Source organism: Clostridium sp., from assembly GCF_036646415.1.
Lineage (GTDB): Bacteria > Bacillota > Clostridia > Clostridiales > Clostridiaceae > Clostridium_J.
In genome coordinates this window covers 31,181-44,822 of record NZ_JAVXMF010000003.1, presented here as the reverse complement: position 1 = coordinate 44,822, position 13,642 = coordinate 31,181, and the positions used below count along the sequence as shown (strand labels likewise).

The window sequence follows — 13,642 nt, the reverse complement described above, 5'->3', positions numbered from 1 at the left end:
CTTTTAATTGGTATATTTTTATAGATGATTTATAAAAATTAAATTTTGAATTTATTCTACGCTAATAAATACAGCATCCTCATTCTTAACAACCTTAATATATTCAACTTCAGGGTCTTCTGTACCTTGTACATATAATCCTGTATCCTTAAGTTTTTGAACATAATCTACAATTTCTTGAGTTATCTTCTCACCAGGACATAGTATTGGAATACCTGGTGGATAAGCCATTAAGAATTCTCCACTAATCATGCCAACACTGCTTTTGATTCTTACATCTGTTTTAACACTGTTAAATGCTTCATTAGGAATTTGAATCTGTTCTGGAATAGATGGTATATCTATAAAGTCTGCCTTAGCAGCACCTTTTCCATAGTAGTCGTTGCTTATTTCTCTTAATGCTTTAAGCAGTCTTTCCATACCTTCTTTAGTATCTCCGAAAGAACCTACAATAAGCACATTATATAAATCAGAAAGTTCCATTTGTATATGGTACTTATTACATAAAATCATATCTAAGTCATAACCTGTTATACCGAGATCACGACAAGTTATAGTTATCTTAGTTGGATCAAAGGCATATGAACCAGGAACTCCTAAGATTTCTTCACCAAAGCAATAGAATCCAGGTATCTTATTTACTTCATCCCTAACATAATTAGAAAGTTCTATGGTCTTATCTAAAAGTTCTTCTCCATGTAGGGCTATTTGGCGTCTAGATGTATCTAGGGAAGCCATTAATATATATGAAGGAGAAGTAGTATGCATTAAATTTAAAACCTGCTTTACTCTAGGAATACTAACTCTCTTAGATTGAACCTGAAGAAGTGATCCTTGAGTCAATGCGCCAATGATTTTGTGAGTACTTTGAGCGCATATATCTGCACCAGCTTCCATAGCAGACATTGGTAGTTTCTTATTAAAGTTTAAGTGCGGTCCATGAGCTTCATCAACTATTAGAGGTATATCATATTCATGAACAATATCAGCGATTTGCTTAATATCTGTAGACACACCATAATAGGTTGGATTAATTATAAGCACAGCTTTAGCATCTGGATTAGCTTCAAGAGTTTGTCTTACAGTTTCAGGTGTAACACCATTTGCTATTCCTATCTTTTTATCAAGCTCTGGTTGCATATATACTGGAATAGCACCAGCCAAGATAATTCCACCAGTGATAGATTTATGTACATTTCTAGGAGTGATTATTTTATCACCTGCTCCAACTACAGAAAGAATCATTGCTTGTATAGCTCCAGAGGTTCCATGAACAGAGAAGAAGCATGCATCTGATCCATAGGCATCAGCAGCTAATTCTTGAGCTTTTTTTATAGGACCAGTTGGATGATGATAGCTATCTACTAGTTTGAAAACTGTCACATCAATCTTAAATGGATTTTCACCTATAAAGTTTTTAAAATCTATATCTGCTCCTACACCTTTTTTATGGCCAGGAACATGGAATGGAAGGGTGTCCCTATTTACATATTCCATTAAGGCATCAAACAGTGGGGTTTCATTTTGATTTAATTTATACAATTCCATACCCTCTTTCTAATTTATTAAATATAAGCACATTAGTGCTATAACTATAGTTTATGTATGTTTTTAACTTTTATAATTAAATTTTTATTTATAAACACATAAAACAAATCTATTATAAATTAATATGTGTATCAATGCAATAAAAACTTTATTTTACAAACCATATATTGTGTGTTTTGTTTATAATTTAACACAAATTATTTAGGAGTAACTGTAAATGAAATTTTTATTTATAAAAGGATTGAAATAGTAATAGGATAGACAGTTATAATTTCATAAAAATGTAATGAAATCATTGCGTATGCAAAAAAAAGGTGATTAATAAGTGATTAGGTGGTAATATATTTAGGTATGGAGTAAAATCATAGGTGTTATAAAATAAAAAAATGTGAGAAGGTGTACTATGAGTAATGAAAATTATTTTTTAGAAAAATTAGAAAAAATGTTATTTCTTGAAATAAAAAAAGGTAGCAAAATAAATGAATATACATTTAAAGAAAATATATACTTACCAGTTAGTTCAGATAAAATAGTTTCCAAAGCTAAAGCAGGAGATGATTTAGCTGATATACCAGTGAATATTTTTGTGGAAGGAATGTTCTATGCATTAGGAGCAGATAAAAATTTTAAATTTAATGATACCTATGTAGAGGTTATAAAATCTATTCCTAACAGTACAAACTATATAAAAGGAAAAATATTTGAGAATATTAAAAATGAAAAGTATGAAGATGGATATATAATGATAAAAGGGTTACTTCAAATTGAAACTACAAAAGATATATTAGAAAAGGCTTTAATATTAGTAGATGGAATAAGGAAGACTAATAAAGTATTTAAAGAAGAAGCATTAATATTAATTGAAGATGCTAAGAGAATACAGGATTATGCAGAGCCATATTATTATGAAGCTATAATAAATTATGAAGATAAGAACTTTGAAAGAGCATATTTTAATATTAATCAATATATTTCATTAGGTGGAAATATAACCGAAGAGATTGAAGAAATTAAGGCGAACTTAAATATAATTAATAATTTTGACAAAGGAAAAGAGTTAGTATACGAGGATTCTAAGAAAGCACTAGAAATATTATTACCTTTAATAGATGTCCTTGGAGATAATGCAGAATTATTCTATTATATAGCTGTTGCTTATAGAATTTTACAAAATTATGAAAAAGCTATATACTATTTAAATGAAGCATTATCAATAGATAGCGACTATGTTCAAGTATTTAATGAATTAGGAATAAATTATGCTTGTTTAAATGAATTTGAGACAGCTATAAAATATTTCAGAAAAGTTTTTGAGGTTACAAGTTCAATTGAAGTATGTACAAATCTTATAATGTGCTATGTGAATAATAAGGATTTAAATCAAGCAAGGATTCATTTAGATATTGCTAAAAAATTAGATCCAAATGATGAAATTGTTAAGGAACTAGATAATATGTTGAAGTAATCAAATAGTATAACCTGTTTAAAAAATTGTAATAATAACAACATATTAAATAACAAATAAATAATATTTTATTAATAAATTTAAATGCAATTGAGTTTATATATTAAAAACAGTATAATAACTTGTGATAAACTGTTATTTTTATAAAAAAATCGGAAGTGAATTTGAATTATTTTATTACCATGATTGATTTTAGGAAGTGAAATTATGAAAAAAGAGAAAAAAATTATAGTTGTGGACGCAATCCTTATAATAATGAGTCTATATTTAGCACTATTACTGAAGTTTGATTTTAAGATTCAACCAGAATATGTAGAGTTTTTTAAACTATCTATAATACCAGTTGTAATTTTTACAGTCATATTTAATGTGATATTTAAACTTTATAGCAATATTTGGAAATATGCTTCTATTGAAGAGTTACTGTCAATAGTTTACTCTATGACAGCATCAAATGTTGTATTTATTATTTATGGATATTTTATAACACATACATTATTAAAAAGTAAATTTTTTAGATTTCCAATTACAGTACACATAATATTTTGGTTATTAAGTGTAGTAAGTCTTGGAGGTGTGCGTTTTTTATATCGTCTGTTAGAGAATAATGGTTCAGGAAAATCGGAAATGAAAAAGAAAAAGAATTTATTAATTATTGGTGCTGGAGATGCTGGTGCTATATTGATCAAAGAGATTAAAAATAATACTAGTTTAAATTATAGAATTGTTGGGTTAATAGATGACAACACAAATAAGTTTGGCAAGAGAATTCATGGAGTAAAGGTGTTAGGCGATAGAAATAAAATTAAATCTATCTGTAAATTAAATAAGGTTGATGAAATTATGTTAGCTATGCCATCAGTGGATAAACGTACAAAAAAAGATGTTTTAAATATATGTAAGCAGGTCACTAAGAATATTAAGACTATGCCAGGTATATATAAAATTATAGATGATAATGTGAATGTAAATCACATGAGAGATGTAAACATAGATGATTTACTAGGGCGAGATTCTATAAAATTGAAATCAGAACACATAGATAGGTATATAAAAGGTAAAACAATTTTAGTTACTGGCGGTGGAGGAAGTATTGGATCTGAAATCATTAGACAGATAGCAAAATTCGAGCCTAAGAAGATTTTAATTTTAGATATATATGAGAATAATGCTTATGATTTGGAAATGGAGTTTAACAGAAATTGTCCTGATGTAAATAAGCAGGTAATAATTGCATCAGTGAGAGATTTAGTGAGAATAGAGCAAGTGTTTAATGAACATAAGCCAGATGTTGTATTCCATGCCGCAGCTCATAAACATGTACCTTTAATGGAAGGTAATGTGGGTGATGCTGTTAAAAATAATATATTAGGAACTTACAATGTAGCTAAGTGTTGTGACAAGTATAGTGTTGATAAATTTGTACTTATTAGTACAGATAAAGCTGTAAACCCTACTAATGTAATGGGTGCAACAAAAAGATTTTGTGAGCTTATAATTCAGGCTTTTAATGAAAATAGTAAAACTGACTATGTAGCAGTAAGGTTCGGTAATGTATTAGGGAGTAATGGTTCAGTAATACCGCTGTTTAAAAAACAGATAGAAAAGGGTGGACCTGTAACCATAACACATCCTGAAATAACTAGATTCTTTATGACTATACCTGAGGCAGCCCAACTTGTTATACAAGCGGGAGGACTTGCAGAAGGTGGAGAAATATTTGTTTTAGATATGGGAAAACCAGTAAAAATGGTTGATTTAGCAAGAGATTTAATAACTCTTTCAGGATATAAACCAGATGTAGATATAAAAATAGAGTATGTAGGGTTAAGGCCTGGAGAAAAACTTTATGAAGAGTTGCTAATGGATGAAGTTGCACTAACTTCAACTGAACATAATAAAATATTTGTTGAAAAACCAAAGGATGCTACTATGGAATTTATTCAAGAAGCAATAGAAAAGTTTAGAAATGTTGATAATATGAGTAAAGAAGAAATTATAAAATTAATTCAGGAAAAGGTACCGACTTATATAAGAAAAAATTAACATGTGATAAATTTTAAAGTATAATTTGCTAAAAAAAAGTAAAACAACAAATTTTAGGAGGAACAGTTATGAGCCAGTTAAAAGAAGAATTATTATTGAAATTGAAAAATAAAACAGCTAAATTAGGTGTAGTTGGTCTTGGATATGTAGGGCTTCCCCTTGCAGTAGAAAAAGCTAAAGCTGGATATGAAGTAATTGGATTTGATGTTCAAGATAAAAAAGTTGACATGGTTAATAATGGAGAAAACTATATTGGAGATATCGTTGATAATGACTTAGCTGAACTTGTAAAAAGTGGTAAACTGAAAGCAACTACGGATTTTAGCTTTGTAGGAGACGTAGATACTATTTGTATAGCGGTACCTACACCACTTGATTTATACAAACAACCTGATCTTTCATATGTAGTTAGTTCAACTAAAGATGTAGCAAAATATTTAAAAAGAGGAATGCTTATAGTTCTTGAGAGTACTACTTATCCAGGGACAACTGATGAAGTAATAAAACCAATACTCGAAGAAAGTGGATTAAAATGCGGAGAGGACTTCTTCTTAGCATTTTCACCTGAGAGAGTAGATCCAGGTAATAAAGAATTTAACACAAAAAATACTCCTAAAGTTGTAGGTGGATGTACGAAGGATTGTACAGAAGTTGCTGGAATGCTTTATAGAAGTGTTCTTGAAGGAGATATAATGGAAGTGTCATCTCCAGCAGTAGCAGAGATGGAAAAAATACTTGAAAATACATTTAGAAACATAAACATAGCTCTTGCAAATGAAATGGCAATACTATGTAAAAGAATGGGGATAGACATATGGGAGGTAATAGATGCGGCTAAAACTAAGCCTTATGGGTTTATGCCATTCTATCCAGGTCCAGGACTTGGAGGTCACTGTATCCCACTTGATCCTTTCTACTTAGAATGGAAGGCTAAAGAATATGATTATCACACGAAATTAATAGAGACTTCTGGAATTATCAATGATTCTATGCCAGAGTTTGTTATTGAAAATGTTATGAAGCTCCTTAATGGACATAAAAAAGCTTTAAATGGATCAAAAGTGCTTGTTATGGGTGCTGCTTATAAAAAAGACATTGATGATATGAGAGAATCACCAACCCTTAAAGTATTAGAATTATTGGAGAAGAATGGTGCTGACATAATGGTTAATGATCCGCATATTCCATCATTTAAACATAAAGGAGTAGAATATGTATCTGTTAATTGGGAAGAAGAAATAGAAGATGCAGATATAGTTCTTATAACCACAGATCATAGTTGCTATGATTATGAATTAATGGTAGAGAAGGCAAAGCTTCTTTATGATACAAGAAATGCAACTAAGAATGTTAGGAATAACAGAGATAAGATAAACAAATTATAATAAAATTACTTTGTTTAGATACAGTGCAGATAATAGTATATGTGCTGTATCTAAATGTTGTGAGTAAAGATTTGATTTTAATATTTAAGGTGTTAATATTAATAATTAATAAGAAAATATTCACAGAAGTTTTTTCAAATAAATAAAGTAATAAAGTAAGTAAACTTTAGATATAGACATAATTACTATGCATATATCTAAGAAGATTTTTAGGAGGAATTAATGATGAAAATATTTAATGTTGCAGTTATAGGGTGCGGAAGAATATCTTATAAGGGTATTGAAGCGGTAGTAAATAATAGGGAAACTTTAAGATTAGTGGCAACATGTGACCCAGTAGAAGAAAAGGCAATGGCTAAAAAGAATGAGTATATAGAAAAAATGGGTGAAAAGGCTACAGTTACTACATACAAAGATTATAAAGATATGTTAGAAAAAGAGAACATAGATATAGTATATATTGCTACAGAGAGTGGATATCATCCAGAAATAGCTATGTATTGTATGAATAAAGGAACTCATGTTATAGTTGAAAAGCCTATGGCATTATCTACTAAAGATGCAGATGACATGATAGCATGTGCTAAGAAAAATAATGTTAAACTTTGTGTATCACACCAAAATAGATTTAATGATGCTATTCAAAAATTAAGAAAAGAAGTAGAGGCAGATAAATTTGGGAAGATGGTAAATGGTACTGCTAGAATACTTTGGAATAGAAATATGGGATATTATGAGCAAGCACCATGGAGAGGAACTTACGAGCTTGATGGTGGAACGTTAATGAACCAATGTATTCACAATATAGATTTATTACAATGGATGATGAACTCTGAGGTTGATAGTGTATATGGTCAATGTGACACTTTCTTAAGAGACATTGATGCAGAAGATTTTGGAGCTATAATAATAAAGTTTAAGAGCGGTGCTATAGGAATAATAGAGGGTAGTGCTTGTGTATATCCTAATAACTTAGAAGAAACTCTAAGTATATTTGGAGAAAAAGCTACAGTTTGTATTGGCGGACTTGCAGTTAATAAGATTGAAACATGGAGAATTGAGGGTTCAGAGGAGTCAGAAGAAGAAGTTCTTGCAGCTCAAGAATCAGATCCAGATAGTGTATATGGATTTGGTCACACATTATTATTTAAAGATGTAGTTGATGCTATAGTAAATCATAGAGAACCACTTATAAACGGTGAAGAAGGTAAAAAACCATTAGAGATAATTCTTGCTGCTTATAAATCGTCAGTAACAGGAATTCCAGTTAAATTCCCACTTGGGGACTTCTCTACAATGGATACTAAGAAGCTTTTAACGGAATAGTAAGGAGTGAGTTAGATGTATAAAAAAAGAGAGAAATTTTTACCTTATGCTATTCCTTTAATTGATGATAATGATATAAATGAAGTTGTAGAAACTTTAAAATCGGGATGGGTAGCTAAAGGACCAAGAACTATTGAGTTTGAAAAGAGATTTGCAGAGTATACAGGAGCTAAGTATGCAATTGCTATGAATTCAGCAACAGCTGCGCTTCATATTGCACTTATTGCAGGTGGAGTAAAGCCAGGAGATGAAGTTTTAACTACACCAATGACTTTTGCAGCAACTGCTAATACAATAATTCATACAGGTGCAATTCCGGTATTTGTAGATATAGATCCAGTGACTTTCTGTATAGATCCAGATAAAATAGAAGAGAAAATAACAGAGAAGACTAAGGCTATAGTACCAGTTCATTACACTGGTCATGCTTGTGATATGGATAAAATTAGAGAAATAGCTAAGAAACATAATCTTTTTGTATCTGAGGATGCTGCACATGCTATTGAAACTTTCTATAAAGGTGATTTAATAGGTAAAAAAGGTGATTGTGCTTCCTTCAGCTTCTATGCAACTAAGAATATTTGTACAGGTGAAGGTGGAATGTTAACTACTAACCGTGAAGATATAGCCGAAAAGGCAAGAGTTTTGTCTACACATGGTATGAGTAAAGCTGCATGGAATAGATATGGTAAAGGTGGAGCTTGGAGATATGACATAGAGTACCCAGGTCATAAATATAACATGTTTGATATTCAAGCAGCACTTGCAAAAACTCAAATGGATAAATTAGATTATATGCAAGATGTAAGAAAAGATATTGTTAGTGAATACACAGAGGCATTTAGTAATCTAGATGGGGTTAAGATTCCAGAAGTTGCAGATTACACAACACATTCTTGGCACTTATATGTTTTAAGATTAGATTTTGAAAAGCTTACAATTGATAGAGATAAATTTATAGAACTTATGGGAGAAGCAAATATTGGTACTAGTGTTCATTTTATACCAGTACACCTTATGAGTTACTATAAAGAAACTTATGGATATAAAGAGGGAGATTTCCCAGTAGCTGAAAGTTATTTTGACACAATAGTATCATTACCACTGTATCCCAAAATGACAAAACAAGATACTCAAGATGTAATTAATGCAGTTACAGAAATAATAAATACACACCACAAATAACATATATTATAAAATAAAGAGTTTAATTAAAGCACTATGTAAAGGCTTAATTTTCACAAGGATTTATTGTGGGAAATTAAGCCTTTTATTGTTCAGTGCCAATTAGTACATGTTATAACCTAGGTTAGTTAAGACTTGAATTACTAATATGTACTATAATAAATTTTAATATAGTATTTGAATTTTGTGTGAATTTGATTATAACTTATATATTAATAATAAATAAATATTTTATTTATCCACATAATATTAATATATAATGTAATAAATTCGTAATAATAAAAAAATATTTTTTTTATTCAATAAATGGTATAATAGGTTTGAGTGCATACAAGGAGGAGTTATTATGGAGAATAATATAATAATAGACACAAAAGATAAAATTGATGATAAAAAGTTTCAATTTTTTATAAAAAGGATTTTAGATATATTTTTATCACTTATAGGAATAATATTACTAATTCCAGTATATTTGATTATTTCAATAGCTATAAAGCTTGATAGCAAAGGACCAATATTATTTAAGCAAATGAGAGTTGGTAAAGATAGAAAGAATTTTACAATATACAAATTCAGAACAATGGTAGTATCAGCTGAAAGTAAAAGAGAGTTGCAAATAAATCCTGGTGATATGGACAATTTTGTATTTCAAAGCAAAAGTGATAACAGAATAACTAAGGTAGGGACTTTTTTGAGAAATAGTAGTCTTGATGAAATACCACAGTTATTTAACGTTTTATTTGGGAGTATGAGCCTTGTTGGACCAAGACCAGAAATACCTGAGGTGGTAAAGTATTACCCGGAAAATTATTATCAAAGATTATTGGTACTGCCAGGTATTACAGGTCTTGCACAGATTAGTGGACGAGGCGAGATTGAACTAGGGAAAACTATTTATTATGACTTAACATATATAAGTAAATTTTCTGTTTGGTATGATATAAAAATATTGTTTACTACGGCATTTAAAGTGTTTAAAAAAGAAGGTGCATTTTAGCAGAGTAAATAAGTTAGGGGAAAGTAAATGGTATGGACAAGAATAGTGATAAAATAAGAGGGATTTTTTATATTGTAATAGCATCTGTAGCATTTGGAATAATGCCTATACTTGCAAAGCTTGCATATGAAGGAGGAGCAAATGCTATAAGTACCCTTGCATTGAGGTTTACTTTTGCATCTGTATTACTTTTCTATTATATTAAAAGTAAAAATATCTCACTTAAGATAACAAAAGAACAATCCAAGATTATAATATTTTTAGGTGTAGTAGGATACTCTATGACATCAATATTATTATTTATTGCTTATAACTATATTGATGTAGGTGTAGCAGGAATGATATTACATACATATCCTTTGATGGTTATGATTTTATCAATTATTATATATAAAGAAAAGTTTAGGTTTAAAAAACTTATATATTTAATAATAACAACTTTTGGTGTATTTATAATGTTAGACATAAAAGGGGGTAATTTTAGTACCCGTGGAGTGACTTTAGTGTTACTATCTGCTTTATGTTATTCCATATACGTTTTAGGTGCATCAAACAAAAAGCTTAAAGATCTAAATAGTTATGTTATAACTTTTTATATTTCTGTAATCTCTGCTATTGTGGGTGGAGGAATAGGAATAGTAACTAACAGTTTTACGGAAAGAATAAATTTTTATGGGATAATTTCTATACTACTAATTGCATTTATATCAACTGTGATTGCACTTATGACTTTCTTAAAAGGAGTCAAGCTTATAGGACCAACAAATGCAGCAATATTTAGTGCACTTGAGCCTATAGTATCTTTAGTATTAGGAATAATAATTTTAGGCGAACCTATAACCTTTAAAATAATTATAGGAAGTATTTTGATAATTGCAGTTATGATTGCACTAGCAAAGGATACTGTTAAAAGTTAAGTTATAAAAAACTTGTGATAAACAAAAGTTTAAAATGTTTATTGCAGGTTTTATTCATTATATTGCAAATACATAAATTATGATATAATCCTTTAGCATATTAAACTGATAATATGTTAAAAATATTCGCAATTTTCTGACGAGGTAATTAAAAGGTTATTTTGACTTTATAAAGAATAGTAGATATATAGGAATAATGTTAATTATTAAGGGGGAATTAGTAATGAATAAAGTAATTATAAATGGAAATGACTTAACATTAGAAGATTTAATAAATGTTGCTAGAAATAATTATGAAGTTGAAATCAGCAAGGAAGCCATAGAGAGAGTTAAAAAATCTAGAAGTATAGTAGATAAGATAGTTGAAGAGGATAAAGTTGTTTATGGAATAACTACTGGTTTTGGGAAGTTTTCTGATGTGTCTATATCAGGTGAAGATTGTAAAACACTTCAAAGAAATCTTATCATATCACATGCTTGCGGGTTTGGAGATAGATTAGATACCGACATAGTTAGAGCGATAATACTTCTTAGAGCTAATGCGTTATCAAAGGGATATTCAGGAATAAGATTATCTACATTACATACTTTAATAGAGATGTTAAATAAAGGAGTTCATCCCGTAATTCCTGAAAAAGGATCATTGGGAGCATCAGGAGATTTAGCGCCACTATCACACATGGTATTACCAATGCTAGGAGAAGGAGAAGCAGAATATCAAGGTGAGATTATTAGTGGAAGAGAAGCTATGAATAGAGCAGGCATTGAAATAGTACAATTAATAGCAAAAGAAGGATTAGCATTAATTAATGGTACTCAAGTTATGACAGCCGTTGGAGCTCTTGCATTGTGGGATGGAATAAATGTAGTTAAAAATGGTGATATAGCAGCTGCACTAACACTAGAAGGATTAAGAGGAATAAAAGATGCTTTTGATCTAAGAACTCACAATATACGTCCACATGAAGGACAAATTGAAACAGCTAAAAATATCTTAGCTTTAGTAGATGGAAGTTCACTTATAACACGACAAGGCGAAATAAGAGTACAAGATGCATATACATTAAGATGCTTACCACAAATTCATGGCGCATCCAAGGATGCTTTAAATTATGTAAAGCATAAAGTGGAAATAGAAATTAACTCTGTAACAGATAATCCAATTGTAACTGAAGAGGGCGATGTTATTTCAGGTGGGAACTTCCACGGGCAGCCTATGGCATTAAGTTTTGATTTCTTGGGAATAGCTATGAGTGAGCTTGCAAATGTATCTGAGAGAAGATTAGAGAGATTAATTAATTATCAATTAAATGATTTACCAGCATTTTTAGTTAAACATGGTGGTTTAAATTCTGGATTTATGATAACTCAATATGCTGCAGCAGCTTTAGTTTCTGAAAATAAAATTTTAGCTCATCCTGCAAGTGTAGATTCAATACCTTCTTCAGCTAACCAAGAGGATCATGTTAGTATGGGTACAATTGCTGCAAGAAAAGCAAGAGATATTATAAGGAATGTTGAAAGAGTTATAGCTACAGAAATTTTAGCAGCATGTCAAGCTATTGACTTTAGAGGAGAATGTACTTTAGGTAAGGGAACTAAGGTTGCTTATGATATAGTTAGAAGTAAAGTTGACTTTATAGAAAATGATTTAGTTATGTATAAAGAGATTGATAAGGTTACTGAGCTTTTATGCAGTGGTGAGATTGCTAAAAACGTAGAGAAGGTTGTTAAAGTTAATTATTAATATAAATTTAGTATAGGTGTAGAAAATATTATTATAGTTTAATTTAATATCAAAGTAGAATAAATTTAGTATAAATTATTAATAAATAGGAGGAGTTAATATGGGAAGAATAGTTGAATGTATACCTAATTTTAGTGAAGGTAGAGACAAGGATAAGATAGAAGCTATAGTTAATGTATTTAGAGGCGTTTCAGGTGTGAAACTTCTAGATTATTCTAGTGATGAAGATCATAATAGAACAGTTGTAACTGTTGTTGGCGAACCAGAAGCATTAGAAAATGCTATTATAAATATGGCAGAAAAGGTTTATGAAACTATAGATATGAGTGTGCATACAGGTGGTCATCCAAGAATGGGAGCTTTAGATGTAGTTCCGTTTGTGCCTATTGACGGAGTTTCAATGGATGAGTGCGTTGAGATAGCTAGTAGAGTAGGTAAGGTAATAGGAGAGAGATTTAATATACCAGTATACTTATATGAGAAAGCAGCATCAGCACCACATAGAGAAAACTTAGCTACAGTTAGAAAAGGACAATATGAAGGTTTCTTTGAAAAAATAAAAGAGGATAAATGGTCTCCTGATTTTGGGCCAAGTGAAGTTAATGTAAAAGGTGGATGCGTTGCAATTAGTGCAAGACAACCATTAGTAGCATTTAATGTGAACTTAGGCACTGATGATGTTAAAATTGCTGATACCATTGCAAAAACTGTAAGACACTTAGGTGGCGGGTTAAGATTTGTAAAAGCTATGGGTGTGAAGCTTGAAGATAGAAATATAGCTCAAGTATCCATGAATCTAGTAAACTATGAAAAGACAGCAGTTTATAGAGCTTTCGAAATGATTAAAATGGAAGCAAAACGTTATGGCGTTCCTGTTATAGGAAGCGAAGTTATTGGTCTTGTACCAATGGCAGCATTAATTAATAGTGCAGAATACTATCTTCAAATAGAAAACTTCTCAATGGATCAAATACTTGAGAGAAGAGTAAGTGAGTAATTATTAGAATTTAAATTAAAAAAATTCTA

The 13,642-nt window shown here is 30.1% G+C and carries 10 protein-coding genes; 9 read left to right on the top strand and 1 reads right to left on the bottom strand.

What is annotated here, in order from left to right; all coding sequences use genetic code 11:
* Positions 1 to 51: 51 nt before the first annotated feature.
* Entirely contained in the window at positions 52 to 1,542 is a 1,491-nt protein-coding gene (locus RSD37_RS02840) for an aminotransferase class I/II-fold pyridoxal phosphate-dependent enzyme (protein WP_346945185.1), read from the bottom strand.
* Positions 1,543 to 1,951: 409 nt separating this feature from the next.
* On the opposite strand from RSD37_RS02840, the gene RSD37_RS02835 reads away from it, so the two are divergent.
* The 9 genes from RSD37_RS02835 to ftcD all read left to right on the top strand — a co-directional run bounded on the left by RSD37_RS02835 (position 1,952) and on the right by ftcD (position 13,613).
* Positions 1,952 to 3,013, top strand: a complete 1,062-nt coding sequence (locus RSD37_RS02835; protein WP_346945184.1) for a tetratricopeptide repeat protein — start codon at positions 1,952 to 1,954, stop codon at positions 3,011 to 3,013.
* A 207-nt stretch (positions 3,014 to 3,220) separates the two neighbouring features.
* Complete coding sequence (locus RSD37_RS02830; RefSeq protein WP_346945183.1) at positions 3,221 to 5,059, top strand: nucleoside-diphosphate sugar epimerase/dehydratase; 1,839 nt, start codon at positions 3,221 to 3,223, stop codon at positions 5,057 to 5,059.
* A 68-nt stretch (positions 5,060 to 5,127) separates the two neighbouring features.
* A complete protein-coding gene (locus RSD37_RS02825) occupies positions 5,128 to 6,444 on the top strand; it encodes a nucleotide sugar dehydrogenase (RefSeq protein ID WP_346945182.1) in 1,317 nt (438 codons plus the stop codon).
* 225 nt (positions 6,445 to 6,669) lie between these two features.
* Complete coding sequence (locus tag RSD37_RS02820; RefSeq protein WP_346945363.1) at positions 6,670 to 7,770, top strand: Gfo/Idh/MocA family oxidoreductase; 1,101 nt, start codon at positions 6,670 to 6,672, stop codon at positions 7,768 to 7,770.
* Between the two features lie 15 nt (positions 7,771 to 7,785).
* Positions 7,786 to 8,955: a DegT/DnrJ/EryC1/StrS family aminotransferase gene (locus RSD37_RS02815; protein ID WP_346945181.1), complete on the top strand. Its 1,170-nt coding sequence runs from the start codon at positions 7,786 to 7,788 to the stop codon at positions 8,953 to 8,955.
* 346 nt (positions 8,956 to 9,301) lie between these two features.
* Positions 9,302 to 9,952, top strand: coding sequence for an exopolysaccharide biosynthesis polyprenyl glycosylphosphotransferase (locus RSD37_RS02810; protein WP_346945180.1), 651 nt, complete (start codon positions 9,302 to 9,304; stop codon positions 9,950 to 9,952).
* Positions 9,953 to 9,984: 32 nt separating this feature from the next.
* Positions 9,985 to 10,869 carry a DMT family transporter gene (locus RSD37_RS02805; protein WP_346945179.1) on the top strand — a complete coding sequence of 295 codons (885 nt, stop codon included), beginning with the start codon at positions 9,985 to 9,987 and terminating at the stop codon, positions 10,867 to 10,869.
* 223 nt (positions 10,870 to 11,092) lie between these two features.
* A complete protein-coding gene (hutH, locus tag RSD37_RS02800; protein WP_346945178.1) occupies positions 11,093 to 12,616 on the top strand; it encodes a histidine ammonia-lyase in 1,524 nt (507 codons plus the stop codon).
* Positions 12,617 to 12,716: 100 nt separating this feature from the next.
* Positions 12,717 to 13,613: a glutamate formimidoyltransferase gene (ftcD, locus tag RSD37_RS02795; protein ID WP_346945177.1), complete on the top strand. Its 897-nt coding sequence runs from the start codon at positions 12,717 to 12,719 to the stop codon at positions 13,611 to 13,613.
* Positions 13,614 to 13,642: the final 29 nt, after the last annotated feature.